We start from the raw sequence: 20,765 nt of genomic DNA on the forward strand, positions 1-20,765 counted from the left end.
ATGAACTCCGACACGCGGTACACGCGCACCGACCAGGACGTCCGGGAGGTCAACCGCACGATGTGGTCGTACGGGGAGTACCGGCACGTCGCGGACCTGCTGCGGCCCGGCGCCGTCGAGCTCGTCGGGCGGCTCCGGCCCGGCCCGGGGACCCGCCACCTCGACGTCGCGACCGGCAACGGCAACGTGGCCCTGCTCAGCGCCCAGCGCGGAGCGGACGTCCAGGGACTCGACCTCACCGACGAGTTCTTCCCCGAGGCGCGCGAGCGCGCCGAGCGTGCCGGGGTGACGATCGGGCTGCACCGGTGCGACGCCGAGGACCTGCCGTTCGCCGATGCCTCCTTCGACCTCGTCACCTCCACCTACGGGGTCCAGTTCGCCCCCGGGCACGACGCCGCCGCGGGCGAGATGGCACGCGTGTGCAAGACGGGCGGCCGGGTCGGCATGTGCAACTGGACGAGCCGCAGCTGGACCGCCCACTTCCAGGAGATCCTCTCGTCCTACTTCCCCTCTCCCGCCGGACACCAGGGGCAGCCGATGCTCTGGGGCGACGAGGGCTACCTCGCCGAGCTGTTCGGCCCGGACTTCGAGATCATCGCCGAGCGCCGCCACCTGTGGTACCCGTTCGCGGACGCCGAGGCGCTCGTCGCGTTCTTCGAGTCGTGCTTCGGGCCCTGCATCGCGGCCCGCACCTCCATCTCCCCGCCCGGCCGCTGGGCCGAGCTGCGCGCCGAGATGGTGGAGATGACCCGGTCCTTCGTCCGGTCCGATGACCGCGGCACCGGCGTCCCCGTGGAGTACCTGCTGGTCGTGGCGCGGAAGAAGGGGGACCGGTCATGACCTTCGCGACGCCCGTCCCCGGCCGGCTGCCGATCTCCGCCGCCGACCGGGCCGCGGCCACCCGGGCCGCGCTGACCCGGACCGAGCCCTACGACCTGACCGACGCGGTGATCACCCACGCGCGGCGGTGGGCGGCGCGGAGCCCCTGGCGGCCCGCCGTCCAGGAGACGGGCGGCGCCCTCGGCTACGCCGCGCTCGTCGCGCGGGCCGACGCCGCGGCCTCGGCCCTGGCCGCGCGGGGGGTCCGCGCGGGCCAGGTCGTCGCCGTCGGCGGCGGACGCGGCGGCGACGTCATCGCCGCGTTCCTCGCCCTGGAGACGCTCGGTGCGGTCTACCTGCCCATCGACCCGGCCTGGCCCGCCGAGCGGATCGGCGGCGTCCTCACCGACAGCGGCGCCGTCCTGCTCGTCCTCACCGGCGACACCGCGGACCACGGATCCCTGCCGGACGGAGCCGACACGGCGGGCTGCCCCGCGACGCCGATGCCACGGGACGGAGACGCCGTCGAGGCTCCCGCGCCCCGGCCGCTGCCACCGGCCCCGGACGAGGTCCGCTACGTGATCTACACGTCGGGCTCGACGGGCCGTCCCAAAGGCGCGCTGGTCGAGCACCGGGGGATGCTGAACCACCTGTGGGCCAAGGTCGCGGACCTCGGCCTGGACGGCGCCGACCGGCTGGCCCAGACGGCGCCGCTGGGCTTCGACATCTCCGTCTGGCAGATGCTCGCCCCGCTGCTCGTGGGCGGCACCGTCCAGATCTACTCCGACGACGAGGCGCGCGACGGGACCCTGCTGCTGTCCCGCGTCCGCGACCGAGGCACGACCGTGCTGGAGATCGTCCCCACGCTGATCCTCTTCCTGCTCGACGCGCACGGCACGGCCTCGGCGACCGGTGACGTGGCTGGCGACGTAGCCGGTGACGCTGCCGGGCTCGGCGGGCTCCGGTGGATGATCGGCACCGGGGAGGAACTGCCGCCGGCGCTGGCCCGCCGGTGGTGCGCGACCTTCCCTGGGATCCGGCTGCTGAACGCCTACGGCCCCACTGAGTGCTCCGACGACGTGACCCACGCCGTGCTGGACTCCCCGGGCGAGGACGTCCGCCACCTGCCCATCGGCGGGCCCATAGGCAACGTCACCCTGTACGTCCTGCGGTGGGACGGGGACGCCTGGCGGGCCTGTCCACGCGGTGAGGCCGGTGAGCTGTTCGTCGGCGGCGTCGCCGTCGGCCGCGGATATCTCGGCGACCCGGACCGCACGGCCGCCGCGTTCTACCACGACCCGTTCGGCGGGCCGGGCCGGGTGTACCGGACAGGCGACCTGGTGCGCGTACTGGCCTCCGGGGAACTGGAGTACCTCGGCCGCGCGGACCGCCAGGTCAAGATCGGCGGCGTCCGGATGGAGCTCGGCGAGATCGAGGCCGTGCTGGGCGCCCACCCCGCCGTCGCCGCCTGCGCTGTCACCGTGCCCGGCCGGCGGGGCGGTCGCGCCCTCGTCGCCAGGGAGAGCGCCTTCGCCCCCGCCGCGACGCCCCCGGCACGCCTCGTGGCCCACATCGTCCGCGCGACCCCGAACAGCACGCCCGCTCGCGCCGCCTTGCAACTCGCAGGGGAGTTGCGTCGCCATCTGGCGGCCCGGCTGCCGCGGGCGATGGTCCCCCAGGAGATCGTCGAGCTGGACCGGCTGCCTCTCACCCCGAACGGCAAGGTCGACCACGCGGCGCTCGCGGCGGCGGCCCGGCGAGGTCCGCGGGCTCCGGCATGGTCCGCGTCCCGGCCGAGCCGATCGGGACCGGAGCGGTGTCGGCCTGGGCGAGGTCGATCCCGCCGCCCTCGGCCGTCGAGACGCCGGCCCGGGAGACCCCGGGCGACCTGCCTTCGGGCGCCGGCGCGGTGGCGGACGCCCCGTCCTTGTCGGTGAGCGGCGGTGACGCGGCCGCACGGGTCTCGATCCTCGGACGACCCTTGCTGCGGCGCGGAACGACCCGCATCGTCACCTCCCCGGCTCTTGATCTCCTCAGTCTGTCAGGACGAGCGGGGGCCGCGCATCGTGCCTGGCCTCGGTGGACGACCCGTCCAGAACGCTCCGAACGGACCGCCCTGAACGCGCGAGCCGAGGCGACGGGCACGCCGGCCACGGGGCGGCACCGCCTCGTCCCGTGGCAACACTGCCCCATGAGAGCGCTTTCATACGGGCGAAGGCCCGCTCCGGCCGAACCGGAAACGGACCTCCACCACTCACCAGGCCAAACCAACCCAAAAAACACGCGCCACGAAAAGGACCTCAGCCGTCACACGAAGCGATTCGCGCTCGCACAAGCACGGTCACGTAGCGAGCCGCTAGGCGAGCGCAGTGGGCCGGGATTGAAATCAAATCCTCCACGTGTCGCCGCTGCCGAGCAGCGCGGCGAGGTCGCCCTTGCCCTGTTGCTCGACGGCCTCGTCCAGCTGCTCGCGCATCAGCTCGTCGTAGGACGGGCGGTCGACGTCGCGGAAGATGCCGATCGGGGTGTGCTCGAACGCCGGGGAGTCCAGCCGCGACAGCGCGAACGCCTGCGACGGGTCGGGGTTGTGGGCGTCGTGCACGGCGATCTCCGCCGGGTCGGCGTCCGCGACGTTCACGACCTCGAACGAGCCGGTCGGCGTGCGGCGCAGCGCCTTGGTCCGCTCGGCGCCGAACACGATGGGCTCGCCGTGCTCCAGCCGGACGGTGACGTCGTCGCGGACGGCGGCGTCCTTCAGGGGTTCGAACGCGCCGTCGTTGAAGATGTTGCAGTTCTGGTAGATCTCGACGAGCGCGGTGCCGCGGTGCTGGGCCGCGGCGCGCAGCACCGACTGCAGGTGCTTGCGGTCGGAGTCGATCGTGCGGGCGACGAAGGTGCCCTCCGCGCCGATCGCCAGCGACAGCGGGTTGAACGGGGCGTCCAGCGAGCCCATCGGCGTCGACTTGGTGATCTTGCCGATCTCGGAGGTGGGCGAGTACTGGCCCTTGGTGAGCCCGTAGATCCGGTTGTTGAACAGCAGGATCTTCAGGTTCACGTTGCGGCGCAGCGCGTGGATCAGGTGGTTGCCGCCGATCGACAGCGCGTCGCCGTCACCGGTGACGACCCAGACCGACAGGTCGGGCCGGGACGTGGCGAGGCCCGTCGCGATCGCCGGCGCGCGGCCGTGGATCGAGTGGAACCCGTAGGTGTTCATGTAGTACGGGAACCGCGACGAGCAGCCGATGCCGGAGACGAACGTGATGTTCTCCCGGCGCAGGCCCAGCTCGGGCAGGAACGACTGGACCGCGGCGAGGATGGCGTAGTCACCGCAGCCGGGGCACCAGCGCACCTCCTGGTCGGTCTTGAAGTCCTTCAGGGTCTGTTTCCCGTCGGCCTTCGGGACCAGGGAGAGCAGCGATCTGCCGTTCCCGCCGGCTCCGGCGACGCCGTTGCCGTTGACGCCGTTGTCACTCACTGTCGATCACATCCTGGATGACGCCCTGGAGTTCCTCGGCCTTGAACGGCAGGCCGCGGACCTGGTTGTAGCCGATCACGTCGACGAGGTACCGGCCGCGCAGCAGCAGCGCGAGCTGGCCCAGGTTGATCTCCGGCACCACGACCTTGTCATAGGACCGCAGCACCTCGGGCAGGTTGGCCGGGAACGGGTTGAGGTGGCGCAGGTGCGCCTGCGCGACGCGGTGGCCGGCGTTGCGGACGCGGCGGACGCCGGCGGAGATCGCCCCGAACGTCCCGCCCCAGCCGAGCACGAGCACCCGCGCCTCGCCGGACGGGTCGTCCACCTCAAGAGGCGCGATGTCGCGCGCGATGCCGTCGACCTTGGCCTGGCGGAGCCGGACCATCGTGTCGTGGTTCGCCGGGTCGTAGGAGATGTTGCCGGTCCCGTCGGCCTTCTCCAGGCCGCCGATCCGGTGCTCCAGGCCCGCCGTGCCCGGGATCGCCCACGGCCGGGCGAGGGTCTCCGGGTCGCGCCGGAAGGGCTGGAAGTCCTCCTGGCCGGGCGGCGCGAAGTTCGGCTCGATCGCCGGCAGCGACGCCACGTCCGGCAGCCGCCACGGCTCGGACCCGTTGGCGAGGTAGCCGTCCGACAGCAGGATGACCGGGGTGCGGTACTTCACCGCGATCCGCGCGGCCTCCAGCGCCGCGTCGAAGCAGTCCGACGGCGACCGCGGCGCGATCACCGGGACGGGCGCCTCGCCGTTGCGGCCGTGCATGGCCTGCAGCAGGTCGGCCTGCTCGGTCTTGGTCGGCAGGCCCGTCGAGGGGCCCGCCCGCTGCACGTCGATGACCAGCAGCGGCAGTTCGGTCGCGACGCCGAGGCCGATCGTCTCGCTCTTCAGCGCGATGCCGGGCCCGGACGTCGTGGTGACGCCGAGGGACCCGCCGAACGAGGCGCCGAGCGCCGCGCCGACCGCGGCGATCTCGTCCTCGGCCTGGAACGTCCTGATCCCGAAGCGCTTGTGCTTGGACAGCTCGTGCAGGATGTCGGACGCCGGCGTGATCGGGTACGAGCCGAGGTAGATCGGCAGGCCGCTCTGCTGGCCCGCCGCGACCAGGCCGTACGCCAGCGCGACGTTCCCGGTGATGTTGCGGTACAGGCCGGGCTCGTGCTCGGCCGGCTTGATCTCGTACCGCACCGAGAACGCCTCGGTGGTCTCGCCGTAGCTCCAGCCCGCCTGGAACGCCGCGATGTTGGCCTTCATGATCTCGGGCTTGCGGGCGAACTTCTTCTCCAGGAACGTGACCGTCCCCTCGGTGGGCCGGTCGTACAGCCACGACAGCAGCCCGAGGGCGAACATGTTCTTGGCGCGCTCGGCGTCCTTCTTGGAGATCTCGAAGCCGGCCAGCGCGGTCACCGTCATCGAGGTGAGCGGCAGGGAGTGCACCCGGTACTCGGCGAGGGAGCCGTCCTGGACGGGGTCGGCGGCGTAGCCGACCTTGGCCAGGTTGCGCTTGGTGAACTCGTCGGTGTTGACGATCAGGTCGGCGCCGCGGGGCAGGTCGCCGAGGTTGGCCTTGAGCGCCGCCGGGTTCATGGCCACCAGGACGTTGGGCGCGTCGCCCGGTGTGAGGATGTCGTGGTCGGCGAAGTGCAGCTGGAAGCTGGACACGCCGGGGAGGGTGCCGGCGGGGGCGCGGATCTCGGCCGGGAAGTTGGGCAGCGTCGACAAGTCGTTGCCGAACGCGGCCGTCTCCTGGGTGAAGCGGTCGCCGGTCAGCTGCATGCCGTCGCCGGAGTCTCCGGCGAAACGGATGATGACGCGGTCGAGTTGCTGGACCTGTTTGGTCACAGAGGAAGACCTCCTCGACGGGCAGCGCGGATCACGGGGGAGGCACCCGGGATCGTGACGCTACTTAGGCTTACCTTCATGGTATGTCCGGGTTGGAATGCTCTCTTCGGGGGACGGGAGGCCGGCGTGGAACGACGGCACGGACCCGTTCGCGCCCGCCGCCTGGCCCCTTGATGGTCACCGGTCTGAGGAGGGATCGACCGGAGACCGTCACTCCGCCCGTCATGTGACGTCCCGCTCCAGGGAGGTCGCCGTCCCTAACACAAGACGTATCACCTCGGCCGGGCTTTCACTCGGCTCTCCTGAATACGGGCAGGTCCTATCCGGTTGTACGACCTGGACGGCTCCCCGGGTTCACCGCGAACACAGGCAGCTGGCCTGGCGGCACAGGTCGACGTGGAGCCGCCGGACCAGCATCGCCGGGATCGTCGGGGAGTCGGAGCTCCCCTGGGGCACGGAGTTCACGACCCGCAGTCTAGACAGGGCCAATTTAGTTCTGATAAACCGGCCCCAATGTCGGCCCGGTGGGCTCTGGCCAGTGTATTCACCGGCCGGGGGGCGGTTCACTCCTCGTCCGGGCCGACCGCGGGCGCCGTCGTGCGCGCCTTCGCGGGCGTCTTGGGCACGTTCCCGGCCGGGGGCCGCTTCGCCTGGGCGCCCGCCTTCGCGCCCCGCTCCCGGTCGACCGCCGCGAGCAGGCCGGGGACGCGCGAGGCCGCCACCGCCTCGCCGACCACCCTCGCCCGCGCCTCGTAGGGGTGCCGGCCGGGCTTGTCGAGGGCGGAGTGCATCCAGACCCGCCACGCCCGTCCGGTGACCAGGCAGCGCAGGACCAGCCTCCGGTTGGACGGCACCGGCCCCGCCCCCGTGCAGGTACCGAGCGGCCGCCCGGCGGACGTGATCGTCGCGAGCAGCGCCGCCCGCGCCCCGTCCGGCACCTGCCCGTCCGGCGACGACAGGGTGGCGGGCACGCTCACGGTGCACCCGCTGGTGTTCTGGTCGCAGTTGACGAAGCTGAGCCTTCCCGGGGTGAAGTGCAGGCCGGGGTCGGCGGCGCCGCCGAGCGCGGCGACGCGCGAGCGCAGCTCGGTGAACAGCGCGGCCGAGTCGGCCAGCGGCACCGCGGTGAACCGCGGCTCGCCCCGCCCGGCCCCCCGCACGCCCAGCAGCCGGTACGGCGCCGCCGCCGAGATCAGGTAGTCCGCGCCGTCCGTCGTGATCCGGCGCGCCCGGACGCCTTGCACGGTCTCCTCGCCCGCCTTCGCGGCCCCCTTGGCGATGCTCCGGGCGATCGACGCGGACCCGAGCACGCCGGGGATGTCGAAACCGGGCATGGACGCGGGCGCCTTCGACCAGCGGTCCGCGTAGTTCTCCGGGTGCGCGTCCTCCCCGGCGTAGTCGCGCCAGAACGCGACGCCCGCCCTGAGGTAGGTCACGCCGTCCACCGCCACGATGTCGGCCTTCGACGCCCCGGCCGTGAGCGTCCCGCTCGCCGTTCCCGCCGGCGTGACCCGCAGGCGCGCCTGGACGGGTCTGCCGCCCACGGTGAGCGTCCCGTCGTAGCGCAGCCCCGCCCCGGTGGCGATCTGCCGTCCCGCCTCCTTGGACCACGCCGGAGGCGCCGCGGGGCGCGGCCTGCCCGGCTCGGTCTCGGACTCGTCCCCGCCGAGGACGACCACGCCCGCCACCGCGGCCACCGCGACCACGGTCACGACCGCCCCCGCGAGCACCAGCACGCGGCGCCGGCCGCCTCGTCCCCGCCCGGCGGGGGGAACGCCTCCGCCACCGGGCCCGTCCACCCCCGGCGGCACGGACCCCTGGCCGAAGGCCCCGCCCTGCGGGCCGGGTTCGGCGGCCCCGCTCACCGGGGCGTTCATGTCCTGTGGGTAACCGGCGAAGTACCCGCCCTGTGAGGTGGGGTCGCCTTCCTCGACGGGCCCGCCGATCGGGGGGTTCGCCTCCTGTAGGGCGGGGCCTCCCGCGAAGTAGCCGCCTTCAGGGGCGGGGCCCTCCGGTAGAGGGGCCATGGGCCGGGCCACGGGCGGGCCGTCGGGGGCACCTCCCAGCGCAGGGTTCGCGGCCTGCTCCTCCAGGGCGCCCGAGGGGAACAGCGGGGCCGTGTCGCGACGGGGAGAGCCCGGGCCGGGACGGGCCCCGGCGACGAGCCGGTCCCCGGGTGCCTCGGCGGCGGGGCGGCCCGCGACCAGCTTGTCGGCGGGGTGGGGGGCCGTCGGGGACGACCCGTCCTGTTCAACGCTCACTGGGCGCTCACTCTGCTCGCTTCCGGGCCGGTTCGGCCCACTCGTGTCGGACGCAAGGGTGGCCGCCCGGGGCGCCGGCCCGCCCACCCAGAGCACAAGAGTGCCCGACGACGCGCCCCCGCGGAGCGGGTACGGCGCATCGCCGGGCACCGGGACGGCGGCGGGAGCGGCGCGCGGTGCGCCGCCCCCCGCGGCCCTACTCGCTGTCGAGCCCGTTCTGCAGGGCCTGCACCTCGCTGGACGTGGCGCCGATCACCTTGTACTCGGCGTGCTTGTAGTACGTGCCACCCGTGGCCTTGGCCCAGCTCGTCCAGGAGCTGCTGGTCACCCGGCAGCTCGCCCAGACCGAGGTGGTGCTGGTGATGGTGATCCTGGACGTGCAGTTGCCGAGGTCGCGGCCGGTCAGCGTGCCGGCGGTGAGCCGGAACCGCACGTCGATCGTCACCGGCGTCTCCGAGCCGAACGGCGGCCGGATCTTGGCCTCGACGGTGCAGCCGGAGTCGCCGTTGCAGCCGCCCTTCTTCCACTCGTCCACCGTCGGGCGCGCCGAACCGTCGAAGGCGTCCTTCAGCTCGCCCATGCTGGTGCGCATGTCCGAGATGATGGACGCCGCCTGGCTAGCGGACTTCGCCGTGACGTCGAGCGCGACCCGCGGCGTGGTGGCCTCGTACCGCAGGAGCTGCGCGTCGTCGGCGTCGGTGATGTAGAGCGTGGAGGAGAAGGTGGTGAACTTCAGCGCCTTCTTACCCTGCCATGTGGACTTGGTCGGCTTGACCTTGGCGGTGGCCGCCGAGCGGAGCTTGTTCGCCAGCACGGCCGGCGTCAGCTCCTGCTTGAAGTCCACGGAGAGCTTGTCGGCGCTGAGGCGGCCCCACTGGTCGCCGGACCCGAGGTAGTACGGCGTCTCGCTACCGGAGATCTGCTTCCGCCAGTAGGCCGCGCCGGCCTTGAGGAACAGCTTCCCGTCGGCCGACAGCAGCGTGACGCTGTCGGTGTTCCAGGTGACGGGCCCGGTCGCGCGCCCGCCCTTGGTGACGTTCAGCTCACCGTTGAGCGTATCGGCGCCGCCGCCGAAGTTGCCCTTCAGGCCGACCGCTCGGGCCGCGGCCATGGTGTCGGCCGCGGCGTTCAGCTTGTCCTCGGGCGACTTGCCACCGCCGGAGGCCAGCACGAACACGGCCACCCCGATGATCAGGACGAGTACGACGACACCGCCGACGATCGCCGCGATCAGCGCTCCGCCGCCGCCTCGGCGGGGCGGCGGCGGCATGCCGGGCATGCCCGGCGGCGGGGGATAGAACGGCGGCGGGGTTCCGGGGCCGCCGAAACCACCGGGTGGGGGCGGGGGTGGTGCTCCGCCGGGTCCGCCCGGGACCCCGGGCGCCCCGGGCCCCGTCGGCCCGCCGGGCCCGGCGGGCGGTGGCGGCGGAGGCCAGGAGGCACCCCCCGGGGATTCCCATCCCGGGCCCGGGGGAGGCGGAGGGTTGCTCATCCGGTCACGTCCTTCCAGGTCAAACTGACCCCAATGCAGCATCCAGTGTGCAGCAAAACAATGACATTGTGATCCTCCGGGTAGGAGGTACGACGTCACACTCCCGCATACATCGGTCGGGGATACTTGATGGGACGCCGACCGGGAGGCTTTTGTGCGGAACTATTTCGACTCCTACATCGTCTTGGTGGCCCTGCTGCTGGTCGGTGGCGGCATCGTCGGAGGCGGGCTCACCGCCAACCGCCTGCTGCGCCCCGACCGGCCCACCCTGGAGAAGCTCACCACCTACGAGTGTGGCGTGGATCCGGTCGGTGAGGGGTGGGCACATTCATACGTCCGTTACTACGTCTTCGCCTACCTGTACGTGGTGTTCGCCGTGGATGCGGTGTTCCTGTTCCCCTGGGCGACGGTCTTCTCCGCCCCCGGCTACGGGCTCACCACACTCGGCGAGATGTTCGTCTTCCTGGCCTTCCTCGCCGCCGGTCTCGCCTACGCGGGCAGGAAGGGCGTCCTCTCCTGGGTCTGAGCCCCTGGCGCGATCGGCGAGGGCTGTAAGAATGCGAGGGTGAGCACCATCGATCTCCCGCCGCCGAGCGTCGGGCCGCTGTCGCGGCTGGCGCCGAAGCCGATCAAGTTCGTGCTCAACTGGGGCCGCCGGTACTCCCTCTGGGTGTTCAACTTCGGGCTGGCCTGTTGCGCGATCGAGTTCATCGCCACCTCGATGAGCCGGCACGACTTCATCCGCCTCGGCGTCATCCCCTTCGCGCCGGGTCCCCGGCAGGCCGACCTGATGGTGGTGTCGGGGACCGTCAGCGACAAGATGGCCCCCGCCGTCCGCCGCCTGTACGAGCAGATGCCCGAGCCCAAGTACGTCATCTCGTTCGGTGCGTGCTCCAACTGCGGCGGCCCGTACTGGGACTCCTACTGCGTGACCAAGGGCGTCGACCAGATCATCCCCGTGGACGTGTACGTGCCGGGCTGCCCGCCGCGTCCCGAGGCCCTGCTGCACGGCATCGTCCACCTCCAGGAGAAGATCGCCGGCGAGTCGCTGGGCGAGCGCTACGGCGGCGGCGAGCCCATCACGCCGCCGCCCCCGCCCCGTCCGTTCTCGGCGACCGTCCTGCGCCGTCCCCTCCAGCCCCCGCCCGACGACGCGGCTCCCGCCGGCGACACCGCCCCGGACGACGCGGCGCCCGCCGAGACTCGGCCCGTCCCGCCCGCCGAGGACGGGCGAGGGCGCGAGGAGGGCCCCGGCGTTGAGGAGGCGGCGCCTCCCGGCGGCGAGACGGAGGGCTCGGCGGAGGCCACCCAGCCGGTTCCGCCGGTCGAGGCGTCCGCCGAGACGCGGCCTCTCCCGCCCGTCCGGGACGAGGCGGGCCGGGCCGGTGAGCCGGAGGCGCCCGCCGCGCGGCCGTCGGAGGCGGTGACGCAGCCGGTCCCACCGGTCACGGGCGAGGAGAAGGCCGCCGAGGAGCACCCGGCCGGCGAGACCGCGCCGCCGCGGGCCGGCGGCGGACGAACGGACGGGCGGACGCGGCGCGGCCGCGACCACGACCCGTCGATCATCCCCGGCCTCGTGGAGGACGCGCACGACGACCAGATCGGGCGGAGCCGGTGAACGGCGCGCCGCAGGACGCCGCCGCGGCGCTGGCCGACGCGTGGGCCGCGCGGTTCGGCGCGGACGTCACCACCGAGGAGACGGCCGGCGGCCTGGCGGTCGGGATCTCGCCCGAGCACTGGGTCGCGGCGCTGACGTACGCGCGGGACGAGCTGTCCTGCGCTTTCTTCGACTGGCTGACCGGGGTCGACGAGCTGGAGGAGGGCTTCGCGGTCGTCGCGCACGTGTACTCGCTGGAGCGGCGGCACCACCTCCTCATCCGCACGCGCGTGCCGCGGGCCGATCCCGCGCTGCCGACCGCGACGGGCGTCTACCGAGGGGCCGCGTGGCACGAGCGGGAGACCTTCGAGATGTTCGGGGTGGTGTTCGAGGGCCATCCGCATCTCGTCCCGCTGCTGCTGCCGGACGGGTTCGAGGGGCATCCGCTGCGCAAGGACTTCGTGCTGGCCGCGCGCGTCGCCAAGCCGTGGCCGGGGGCCAAGGAGCCGGGCGAGTCGGGGCACGGGGCGCCGAGCCGGCGCCGGGTGCGCCCGCCGGGGGTACCGGAGGAGGGCGCGTGGGCCGCGGCGGCGGACCGGCGGGTCCGCCCGGCGGAGAGGCCGGGGCCCGATGCTTGAGGTCGTCGTCAAGCTCGCGCTGGTCGCCGCCGCGTTCGCCGTCCTGCCGCTGCTGGTGGGGCAGGCCGAGCACAAGGTGATGGCGCACATGCAGGGCCGCCTCGGGCCGATGTACGCGGGCGCGTTCCACGGCTGGGCGCAGCTCGTCGCGGACGGGGTGAAGTTCGCGCAGAAGGAGGACGTCGTCCCGCGGGCGGCCGACCGGTGGGTGTTCAAGCTCGCCCCCGGCGTGGCGCTGGTCCCGTACCTGCTGGTGCTCATCGTGGTGCCGATCGGGCCGGGCGGCCAGGTCGTCCTGGACCTCGGCCTCGGGCTGTTCTTCGCGCTGGCCGTGATGGGCGTCGGCGTGATCGGCGCGATCATGGCGGGCTGGGCGAGCGCGAACAAGTACTCGCTGCTCGGCGGGATGCGCGTCGCGGCGCAGCTGATGTCCTACGAGCTGCCGATGGTGTTCGCGGCGTCCTCGGTCGCGATGGCTGCGGGGACGCTGTCGCTGCAGGGCGTCGTCGGCGAGTGGCGCTGGTGGTGGCTGCCCTGGCAGGCCGTCGGCGCCGTGGTGTTCTTCGTCGCCGGGCTCGCCGAGCTGCGCCGTCCGCCGTTCGACATGCCGGTCGCCGACTCCGAGATCATCTTCGGCCCGTACACCGAGTACGGCGGGCTGCGGTTCGCGCTGTTCATCCTGGCGGAGTACGCCGGGATCGTGGTGCTGTGCGCGCTGACGACCGTCCTCTTCCTCGGCGGGTGGAAGGGCCCCTTCCTGAACACCGAGCTCGGCTGGCTCTGGACCTCGCTGAAGGTGGCGGTGCTGGCGTTCCTCGTCATCTGGCTGCGGGTCAGCTACCCGCGCATGCGCGAGGACCAGCTGCAGAAGCTCGCCTGGGCCTACCTGGTGCCCCTCTCCCTCGTCCAGCTCGCGGTCACCGGCGTGCTGAAGGTCGTGCTGGGCTGAGCGCGGCTCAGGGCAGGAAGATCGTGTACTCGGCGAGCTGGGGCACGAGGTCGGGCGGGATGTCGGCGTCCACCGCCATCTCCTCGGCGGACACGAACGCGCCCTGGAGGTCGCGGCGGCGGATGACCCGCTCCGTCAGCTCGGGCGTCATGCCGGGCAGCGCGGCGATGATGTGCTGCGGCGCGTGGTTGACGTCGACGAGGCCGCCGTCATCGAAGGTGCGCGGCGCGTCCGGGCGGCCGATCCGCAGCTCGTGCGCCAGCGCCGGGTCCTCGGCGGCGAGCGCGCGGGCCTCCGCGCGCAGCGTCCGGCGGTACTTGGCGACCTCGATGGCGTGCTCGTTGCGGCGGTTGCGCGGGATCTCCTTCGGGAACACCGACGACCGGACGGCGAACGCGTGCGCCGTCCCCGCGATCCACAGCAGCACGGTCATGAACGAGCCGAAGACGGTGAGGAGCAGGTCCGAGCCGATCATGCCCATCGTGACCAGCGTGGCGAGGCCGTAGCCGGCCGCGGTGACGCCGAGGTTCACGGACTTACGCCGTATCGCCGCGTACAGGAACGAGAAGGGCGTCCCGTACCCGAACGTGATGAACGGGATGAACGCCCAGAGAATCCCCTGGGCGGCGCCCGTCTCGGCCGGTGGGAGCGGCGGAGGCGGCGGCATCGGGTAGGGAGGACGCCAGCCCGGAGCGGGCGGACGAGGCGCCGGAGGGACCGCTCCATGCGGCCCGTAGGGCGGCCGGCCGTGCGGGGGGACGGGTTCCGGACCGTACGGCCCCTCCACAGGGTGGCTCACATGCCCTCCTCACCCGCAGGCCGACATGACCTTGGACCGCCGAGGCCCACGCATGGTTCGACGAACGCGGCACGCGACGCGTTCCCCAGCGGCGCTTCGTACGCAATCATGGGGCCGTGGGACGGCTACCAGGAGGCGGGCTGGCCAAGGGGCTGGCCGTCACGTTGCGGACGATGACGCGGCGCACCATCACGCGTCAGTACCCCGAGGTGCAGCCCGATCTGGCACCGCGCAGCCGGGGCGTGATCGCGCTGTTCGAGGAGAACTGCACGGTCTGCATGCTCTGCGCGCGCGAGTGCCCGGACTGGTGCATCTACATCGACTCCCACAAGGAGACCCTCCCGGCCGAAGGCGGCGGGCGGGCCCGCACCCGCAACGTCCTCGACCGGTTCGCGATCGACTTCGCGCTGTGCATGTACTGCGGCATCTGCATCGAGGTCTGCCCGTTCGACGCGCTGTTCTGGTCGCCCGAGTTCGAGTACGCCGAGTACGACATCGCGGAGCTGACCCACGAGAAGGAGCGGCTGCGCGAGTGGATGTGGACGGTCCCGCCGCCCCCGGCGCACGACCCGTCCGCGGAACCGCCGAAGGAGATCGCCGCCGCCGAGAAGGCCGCCGCCCGCGCCGCCCGCACCCCGCCGGGCGGTCCGCGGACCGGTGGCCCCGGCCCCTCCGGAGGGCCGCAAGCGCCGCCCGGAGGTACCGGATGAACGGCAAGGAGATCGTGTTCGCCCTCCTCGGCGTCGTCACCGTCGGGGCCGGGTTCATGGTCGTCACGACGCGGCAGCTCGTCCACGCGGCGCTGTGGCTGGTGCTGTCGTTCGGCGCGCTCGCCGGCGGCTACCTCGTGCTGACGGCGGAGTTCGTCGCCTGGGTCCAGGTGCTGATCTACGTCGGCGCGGTCGTCGTCCTGCTGCTGTTCGGGATCATGCTGACCCGCGCCCCGATCGGGGAGTCGGCCGACCTGGACTCCGGCAACCGGTGGGTCGCGGCCGCGGTCGCCGCCGCGACCGCCGCGGTCCTGGTCACCGTGATGGTGATGGGCTTCGGCGACACGCGGATGCCCCTGCGCGCGGGCGGCGGGTCGGCGGACGAGCTCGGCGCGGGCGTGTTCCGGACGTGGGTGCTGCCGTTCGAGGTCCTGTCGGTGCTGCTGCTGGCGTCCCTGGTCGGCGCGATCGTGCTGTCGCGGACGGACATCGGCGCCGCTCCCCAGCGTCGCCCCGGCCGTTCCGCCCGTCCGGGGCCCGGCGGTGGGGCCGCTCGTCCTCGCCGAACCGTCCGTCCGGGCAGTGGCGCCGGTGCGGACGCCGGGACCCGCCCAGGCGGCGCGGCGCGTCCTGAGGACGGAGCCGGGGCAGAGACCGGTCCAGGCGGGGATGAGGAGGGCGGCTGATGCATCTCGTCTATCCGACCGTCGTCGCGGCGTTGCTGTTCTCCCTGGGCGTGTACGGGGTGCTGGCGCGCCGCAACGCGATCCTGGTCCTGATGTCGGTCGAGCTGATGCTGAACGCGGTCAACCTCAACCTGGTCGCCTTCGACATCCGGTTCCGCGACCGGCTGCACGGCGGGCAGGTCCTCACGCTGTTCACGATCGTGATCGCGGCGGCGGAGATCGGGCTCGGCCTGGCGATCGTGCTGCTGGTGTACCGCAACCGCCGGACGATCGACGTCGACCGGCTCCGCGCGCTGTCCGAGCACGAGACGGGCGGGGACGAAACGGGCGGGGACGAAACGGGCGGAACGGGCGCGGACGGCGCCATCGGGCGGGCCACGGCCGCGGGGCCGGTGCGGGAGACCGCGGCGGCCGGAGCGGGCCCGGAGCCCCGGCCCGAGGAGGCGCCGTGATCTGGGCGGCCTCGCTGACCATCCTGCTCCCCTTCCTCGCGGCCTTCGCCGGGATGCTCCTGGGCCCGCGGCTGACGCGCCTGCTCGGCGGCTCCCACCCCGGCGCGGGCACGCCGTCCGCCGTCCCCGGCGACGCCGGGCACGAGCCCGGCCCCATCGCCACCGCGCCCGGACGTGACCCGAGGCGGCTGCTGCGCAACGGGCCCGCGCTGATCGCGTGCCTGCCGATCGCCGTGTCGCTGGTCCTCGCGGCGATCGTCGCGCTCGTCGTGTGGCGCGACGCCGGTGAGCGGACGGGCACGCTCACGGTCGTGGACACCGGCTTCGTGCCGGTGCGGGTGGGGCTCCAGGTGGACGGCCTGTCCGCCGTGGTGGGTCTCATGGTGTGCTGCGTGGCGCTGGCCGTCCAGGTGTACTCCGTGGCCTACATGGAGGGGGATCGCCGCTACTCGTCCTACGCCGCCTTCATCTCGCTCTTCACGGCCGCGATGCTGCTCGTGGTCTTCGCGGGGGACCTGATCGTCCTGTACGTGGGCTGGGAGGTCATGGGCATCTGCTCGTACTTCCTGATCGGCCACCACTGGGAGGACCGGGCCAACTCGCGCGCGGCCGTCAAGGCGTTCCTCGTCACCCGGCTCGGCGACGTCGGGTTCCTCATCGGCATCCTCGTCCTCGGTTCGGGCGCCGGGTCGTTCTCCATCGACACCGTCCTGGCGCGGGCCGCGACGCTGCCGCACACCACGCTGACGGCGGCCGCGCTGCTGCTGCTCGCCGGCGTCGCGGGCAAGAGCGCCCAGTTCCCGCTGCACACCTGGCTCCCGGACGCGATGGCGGGCCCCACCCCGATCAGCGCCCTCATCCACGCGGCGACGATGGTCGCGGCGGGCGTGTACGTCGTCGCCCGGCTGTACGAGGTGTTCCTCCTGGCCCCGGCCGCGCTGACCGTCCTCGGCGTCGTCGCGGTGATCTCCATGGTCGGCTCGGCGCTGGCAGCCCTCGCCCAGGACGACCTGAAACGCGTCCTCGCCTACTCGACGATCAGCCAGCTCGGCGTGATGGCGGCCGGGCTCGCGGTCGGCGCGAAGTCCGCCGCGATCTTCCACCTGCTGGCGCACGGCGCGTTCAAGGCGCTGCTGTTCCTCGCCGCGGGCTGCGTGATCGTCACCGCGGGCTCCAACCTGCTGGCGCGCTACGGCGGCCTCCGGCACGGCATGCCGGTCACCTTCTGGTCGATGACGGTCGGCCTGGCCGCCCTGGCCGGGATACCGCCCCTCAGCGGCTGGTTCAGCAAGGACTCCATCATCGAGGCCGCCCAGCACTCCGCCCTCCACGGCGGCATCTACGAGCGCGTCCCGGCGTCCGCTTCGTCCGCTCGTACTCCGGTGCTCAGGGTCGTCTACGACCAGCAGCTCACGCGGGTGGACCTTCCGGTGGGGGTGGCGTGGATCGTCTACCTCGGGTTGCTGCTCACGGCGGCGCTGACGGCGGCGTACGCGACGCGGACGTGGCTGATGACGTTCTTCGGTGAGCCGCGCGGGACGTACGAGGTCCGCGAGCCGTCCCGGATGATGTCGTGGACGGTCGCGGTGCTGGCCGTGCCCGCCGCCGGGCTCGGATTCTTCGGGCTCGCCGCCGAGGAGCTGCGCCCGCGGCCGGGATCGGCGCTGCTCGGCGTCCTGCTGGCCGCGCTCGGCGCGGGCGCCGCCTATCTCATCTGGAACCGTGACCCCGCAGCGGATCCGGCGCGCGCGCTTGGCCCGGCCCAGAAGGTCTTCGCCCGCGCCTTCTACGTGGACGAGTTGTACGCGGCGACCGTCGCCCGGCCCGTCCAGGCCCTGGCGCGGTACGTCGTGCTCGTCGACGCCCGGGGCGTCGACGCGGCCGTCGTCGGCGCCGGGCGCGGCGCGCGGCGGCTCGGCGGCCTCCTGCGGGCACCGCACAACGGGAACCCGCAGACCTATCTCACGGGCCTGCTCGCGGGCGTCGTCGTCATCGTGGCCGGGGTGGTGCTGTTCCTGTGATCTTCCTGCTGATGATGGCGGTCCCGCTGCTCGGGGCGGTGGCGATGCTCGTCCCGGCGGACCGGTTCCTGCCCACCGGCTCCGCGGTCCGCCGGTTCGGGACGGCCGTGTCCGGCGCGACGCTGCTGGTCGCCCTGTCGGCGGTCACCGCGTTCGACTTCGACGCCACGTCCCGTACCCAGCTGGAGGTGAACCGCGCCTGGGCCCCCTCGATCGGCCTGCGCTTCCACCTCGGCGTGGACGGGATCTCGCTGCCGCTGGTCGTGCTGACCGCTCTGCTGACGTTCCTGTGCTTCCTCCACCTGCTGCGGCACGTGCCCGACGGCGGCCGGATCCGGTTGCTCACCGCGCTGCTGCTCGTCCTCGAAGTGGGACTGCTCGGGACGTTCGTCGCCCTGGACCTCGTGCTGTTCTTCGTGTTCTTCGAGGTCGTCCTGATCCCCATGTACCTGGTGATCATCCTGTGGGGCGGGCCGGGACGGCGGGCCGCGGCGTACAAGTTCATCCTCTACACCCTGCTCGGCTCCGGGCTGCTGCTCGCCGGGATGCTCCTCGTCGGCGCGAAGGCGGGCACGCTCGACATGACCGAGCTGGCCCGCCGGCACGGCGCCGGGCTGAGCCACGGCGTGCAGGTCACCGCGTTCGCGCTGATGGCGCTCGGCTTCGCGGTCAAGGCGCCGATGTGGCCGCTGCACACCTGGCTGCCGGACGCGCACACCGAGGCGCCCACCGTCGGGTCGGTGCTGCTCGCCGGAGTCCTGCTGAAGATGGGCACCTACGGGCTGATCCGCGTCGCGCTGCCGCTCGCCCCCGAGGGCGCGCGGACGTGGGCGCCGTGGCTGGGCTTCCTCGCCGTCATCGGGATCGTCTACGGCGCGCTCGCCTGCCTCGCCCAGACCGACCTCAAACGGATGATCGCCTACTCGTCCGTCGGGCACATGGGCTTCGTCCTGCTCGGCATCGCGACCCTCACCCCCGTCGGGGTCAACGCGGCGCTGTTCGGCAACATCGCGCACGGCCTGATCACCAGCCTGCTGTTCTTCCTGGCCGGCGCGGTCAAGGAGCGCTGGGGCACCGGCGACCTCGGCGCGCTCGGCGGCGGGATGCTCGGCACCTCGCCCCGGCTCGCCTCGGTGCTCACCTTCGCGTCCGTCGCCTCGCTCGGCCTGCCGGGGCTCGCCGGGTTCTGGGGCGAGATGCTGGCGCTGCTCGGCGCCTACCGTCCCGGCGCGGGGCTGCCCCGCGAGACGTTCGTGACCTTCATGGCCGTCGGCGGGCTCGGCGCTGTGCTGACCGCCGCCTACTTCCTGCGGCTGCTCTCCCGGCTCACCCACGGCCCCGCCGACGGCACCGCCGCCGCCCGCGGCCCCGTCGCCGCCGTGTCCGCGCAGGAGTACGCGGCGTGGGTGCCGCTGATCACGCTGACGCTGCTGGTGGGGCTGTGGCCCAAGACCCTGCTGGACGTGACCACGGCGCCGGTGCGGGCGCTCCTCGGAGGCGGCTGATGATCCAGGGCATCGACTACGCGGCGATCTCGCCGCCGCTGATCCTCGCCGTCGCCGCGCTCGGGCTGCTGCTCGCCGACGCCTTCGACGTGCCGCGGCGCGTCCTCGGCCTGGTCAGCGGCGGCTCGCTGGCCGCCGCGCTGATCGCCGTCGCCGCCCTGGCGCCCGGCGGGCGGCGCGCCACCTTCTGCCTCCCCGGCGGCCTGCGCGGCGGCGGCCCCCGCTCCTGCTCCTACGTCGCCGACGACTTCACCCTGCTGTTCCAGGGCCTCGTCCTGGCCGCCGCCGTGGTCGTCGTCCTGCTGTCCCTCCAGGAGATCACCGACTCGGAGATCCCCGCGGGCGAGTACCACTTCCTGCTGCTCGCCGCCGTCATCGGCGCGCTGTCGCTGGTCGCCGCCCGCGACCTGATCCTGCTCGTCGTCGCGCTGGAGACGCTGTCGCTGCCGGTGTTCGCGCTCGTCGGCCTGCGCCGATACGACGGGAGATCGTCCGAGGCCGCGCTGAAGCTGTTCCTCGTCTCCGTCGTCTCCGCGGCCGTCATGCTGTTCGGCATCAGCCTCGTCTACGGCACGACCGGCGCCATGCACCTGGACCGGATCGCCCCCGCGCTCGACCGCCTCCCCGGCGACCTGGACCCCGTCGCCGGCGTCGGCGTCGTCCTCGTCCTCGCCGGGTTCGCGTTCAAGATCGCGGCCGTCCCGTTCCACTTCTGGGCGCCGGACGTCTACCAGGGCGCCCCGCTGCCCGTCGCCGCGTTCCTGTCGGTCGTGTCCAAGGCCGCCGGATTCGCCGGCCTCGCGATCGTCCTCGCCCTCGGCTTCCCCGCCTACGGGCACGTCTGGGGCCCGCTCGTCGCCGTCCTGGCGGCGCTCACCATGACCCTCGGCAACCTCGTCGCGCTCCGCCAGCGCACCGCCATCCGGCTGCTCGCCTGGTCGTCGGTCGCCCAGTCGGGGTACATGCTCGCGCCGCTGTCGGTGGGCTCACACCGCCTCCCCGAGGCCGTCGCCGCCACCACCGCCTATGTCGCCCTGTACGCCGTCATGAACCTCGGTGCCTTCGCCGTCGTCACCGGCTTCCACCGGCGCCCCGGCGCCCGCTCTGACGCCCGCTCAGCCGCCCGCTCGGACGCCCTCGACGACTACCGCGGCCTCGCCCGCCGCAACCCCGCCGTCGCCGCCGCCCTCGCCTTCTTCCTCATCTGCCTCGCCGGGCTGCCCCCCGGCGTCATGGGCCTGTTCGCCAAGGTCGTCGTGTTCCGCGCGACCGTCGCGGGCGGCGTCACCTGGCTCGCCGTCGTGATGGCCGTCAACACCGTCATCGGCCTCTACTACTACCTCCTGTGGGCCGCCCGCCTGTTCGCCGCGCCCGAGGGCGAGACCGGCGACGCCGTCCCCGGCCTGCCCGTCCGCGCCGCCGTCACCGCCACCGCCGCCGGCGCCGTCGTGCTGTCGGCCGCCCCGCAGATCGTCCTGCAGACGGTGTCGCAGGTCAGCTGAGCCGGGGAACGTTCAAGCAGGTCAA

17 protein-coding genes and 1 pseudogene are annotated in these 20,765 nt (G+C 73.2%); 12 read left to right on the forward strand and 6 right to left on the reverse strand.

The annotated features are described in order from the left end of the window. Entirely contained in the window at positions 1-840 is an 840-nt protein-coding gene (locus tag E1291_RS01605; protein ID WP_131735709.1) for a class I SAM-dependent methyltransferase, read from the forward strand. After that, positions 837-2,756, forward strand: a complete 1,920-nt coding sequence (locus E1291_RS01610) for an amino acid adenylation domain-containing protein (protein ID WP_131735710.1) — start codon at positions 837-839, stop codon at positions 2,754-2,756. The genes E1291_RS01605 and E1291_RS01610 overlap by 4 nt, the downstream gene beginning before the upstream one ends. 449 nt (positions 2,757-3,205) lie before the next feature. Here E1291_RS01610 and E1291_RS01615 read toward each other — a convergent pair whose 3' ends face one another. The 5 genes from E1291_RS01615 to E1291_RS01630 all read right to left on the reverse strand — a co-directional run bounded on the left by E1291_RS01615 (position 3,206) and on the right by E1291_RS01630 (position 9,659). Further along, entirely contained in the window at positions 3,206-4,294 is a 1,089-nt protein-coding gene (locus E1291_RS01615) for a 2-oxoacid:ferredoxin oxidoreductase subunit beta (protein ID WP_165494915.1), read from the reverse strand. Then, positions 4,287-6,128 (reverse strand): 2-oxoacid:acceptor oxidoreductase subunit alpha, encoded by a 1,842-nt coding sequence (locus E1291_RS01620; RefSeq protein ID WP_131735711.1) that lies wholly within the window; start codon positions 6,126-6,128, stop codon positions 4,287-4,289. Before E1291_RS01620 ends, E1291_RS01615 begins: the two co-directional genes overlap by 8 nt. Before the next feature lie 354 nt (positions 6,129-6,482). Then, a complete protein-coding gene (locus tag E1291_RS44975; RefSeq protein ID WP_370770921.1) occupies positions 6,483-6,593 on the reverse strand; it encodes a putative leader peptide in 111 nt (36 codons plus the stop codon). 98 nt (positions 6,594-6,691) lie between these two features. Further along, positions 6,692-8,389, reverse strand: coding sequence for a hypothetical protein (locus E1291_RS01625; protein WP_131735712.1), 1,698 nt, complete (start codon positions 8,387-8,389; stop codon positions 6,692-6,694). 196 nt (positions 8,390-8,585) lie between these two features. Then, positions 8,586-9,659 carry a hypothetical protein gene (locus E1291_RS01630; RefSeq protein WP_242613877.1) on the reverse strand — a complete coding sequence of 358 codons (1,074 nt, stop codon included), beginning with the start codon at positions 9,657-9,659 and terminating at the stop codon, positions 8,586-8,588. A 376-nt stretch (positions 9,660-10,035) separates the two neighbouring features. Here E1291_RS01630 and E1291_RS01635 point away from each other — a divergent pair, with 376 nt between their 5' ends. The 4 genes from E1291_RS01635 to E1291_RS01650 are packed head-to-tail and all read left to right on the forward strand — an operon-like array spanning position 10,036 to position 13,065. Further along, complete coding sequence (locus E1291_RS01635; protein WP_131735714.1) at positions 10,036-10,407, forward strand: NADH-quinone oxidoreductase subunit A; 372 nt, start codon at positions 10,036-10,038, stop codon at positions 10,405-10,407. 39 nt (positions 10,408-10,446) lie between these two features. Further along, entirely contained in the window at positions 10,447-11,499 is a 1,053-nt protein-coding gene (locus tag E1291_RS45365; RefSeq protein WP_131735715.1) for an NADH-quinone oxidoreductase subunit B, read from the forward strand. Continuing rightward, the gene (locus tag E1291_RS01645) at positions 11,496-12,116 is read left to right on the forward strand and encodes an NADH-quinone oxidoreductase subunit C (protein WP_242613878.1); all 621 of its coding nucleotides are present in this window, start codon (positions 11,496-11,498) and stop codon (positions 12,114-12,116) included. Before E1291_RS45365 ends, E1291_RS01645 begins: the two co-directional genes overlap by 4 nt. Then, positions 12,109-13,065, forward strand: coding sequence for a complex I subunit 1/NuoH family protein (locus E1291_RS01650; RefSeq protein WP_131735716.1), 957 nt, complete (start codon positions 12,109-12,111; stop codon positions 13,063-13,065). Before E1291_RS01645 ends, E1291_RS01650 begins: the two co-directional genes overlap by 8 nt. 7 nt (positions 13,066-13,072) lie before the next feature. Here the strand turns inward: E1291_RS01650 and E1291_RS01655 are convergent, their stop codons facing one another. Continuing rightward, positions 13,073-13,732 (reverse strand): ComEA family DNA-binding protein, encoded by a 660-nt coding sequence (locus tag E1291_RS01655; protein WP_131735717.1) that lies wholly within the window; start codon positions 13,730-13,732, stop codon positions 13,073-13,075. 248 nt (positions 13,733-13,980) lie between these two features. On the opposite strand from E1291_RS01655, the gene E1291_RS01660 reads away from it, so the two are divergent. The 6 genes and pseudogenes from E1291_RS01660 to E1291_RS01685 all read left to right on the forward strand — a co-directional run bounded on the left by E1291_RS01660 (position 13,981) and on the right by E1291_RS01685 (position 20,740). Next, positions 13,981-14,574 (forward strand): 4Fe-4S binding protein, encoded by a 594-nt coding sequence (locus E1291_RS01660; RefSeq protein ID WP_242613879.1) that lies wholly within the window; start codon positions 13,981-13,983, stop codon positions 14,572-14,574. Continuing rightward, the gene (locus E1291_RS01665; protein ID WP_131735718.1) at positions 14,571-15,260 is read left to right on the forward strand and encodes an NADH-quinone oxidoreductase subunit J family protein; all 690 of its coding nucleotides are present in this window, start codon (positions 14,571-14,573) and stop codon (positions 15,258-15,260) included. The genes E1291_RS01660 and E1291_RS01665 overlap by 4 nt, the downstream gene beginning before the upstream one ends. After that, positions 15,260-15,583, forward strand: a pseudogene (nuoK, locus tag E1291_RS44885) (NADH-quinone oxidoreductase subunit NuoK); the annotation flags it as partial. The gene E1291_RS01665 and the pseudogene nuoK, both read left to right, overlap by 1 nt. A gap of 125 nt (positions 15,584-15,708) precedes the next feature. Further along, the gene (locus E1291_RS01675) at positions 15,709-17,733 is read left to right on the forward strand and encodes an NADH-quinone oxidoreductase subunit 5 family protein (protein WP_207400497.1); all 2,025 of its coding nucleotides are present in this window, start codon (positions 15,709-15,711) and stop codon (positions 17,731-17,733) included. Further along, entirely contained in the window at positions 17,730-19,238 is a 1,509-nt protein-coding gene (locus E1291_RS01680; protein ID WP_306434431.1) for a complex I subunit 4 family protein, read from the forward strand. The genes E1291_RS01675 and E1291_RS01680 overlap by 4 nt, the downstream gene beginning before the upstream one ends. Then, positions 19,238-20,740, forward strand: a complete 1,503-nt coding sequence (locus E1291_RS01685) for an NADH-quinone oxidoreductase subunit N (protein ID WP_131735720.1) — start codon at positions 19,238-19,240, stop codon at positions 20,738-20,740. The genes E1291_RS01680 and E1291_RS01685 overlap by 1 nt, the downstream gene beginning before the upstream one ends. Positions 20,741-20,765: the final 25 nt, after the last annotated feature.

It is taken from the genome of Actinomadura roseirufa (assembly GCF_900659635.1).
In the GTDB taxonomy this organism is placed as follows: Bacteria; Actinomycetota; Actinomycetes; order Streptosporangiales; family Streptosporangiaceae; genus Spirillospora; species Spirillospora roseirufa.

Bases quoted from the DNA above. Each gene is read 5' to 3' on its own strand.
- E1291_RS01685 (WP_131735720.1), top strand. From the start codon at position 19,238: ATGATCCAGGGCATCGACTACGCGGCGATCTCGCCGCCGCTGATCCTC.
- E1291_RS01605 (WP_131735709.1), top strand. From the start codon at position 1: ATGAACTCCGACACGCGGTACACGCGCACCGACCAGGACGTCCGGGAG.
- E1291_RS01650 (WP_131735716.1), top strand. From the start codon at position 12,109: ATGCTTGAGGTCGTCGTCAAGCTCGCGCTGGTCGCCGCCGCGTTCGCC.
- E1291_RS01665 (WP_131735718.1), top strand. From the start codon at position 14,571: ATGAACGGCAAGGAGATCGTGTTCGCCCTCCTCGGCGTCGTCACCGTC.
- E1291_RS01630 (WP_242613877.1), bottom strand. From the start codon at position 9,659: ATGCCGCCGCCGCCCCGCCGAGGCGGCGGCGGAGCGCTGATCGCGGCG.
- E1291_RS01610 (WP_131735710.1), top strand. From the start codon at position 837: ATGACCTTCGCGACGCCCGTCCCCGGCCGGCTGCCGATCTCCGCCGCC.
- E1291_RS01655 (WP_131735717.1), bottom strand. From the start codon at position 13,732: ATGCCGCCGCCTCCGCCGCTCCCACCGGCCGAGACGGGCGCCGCCCAG.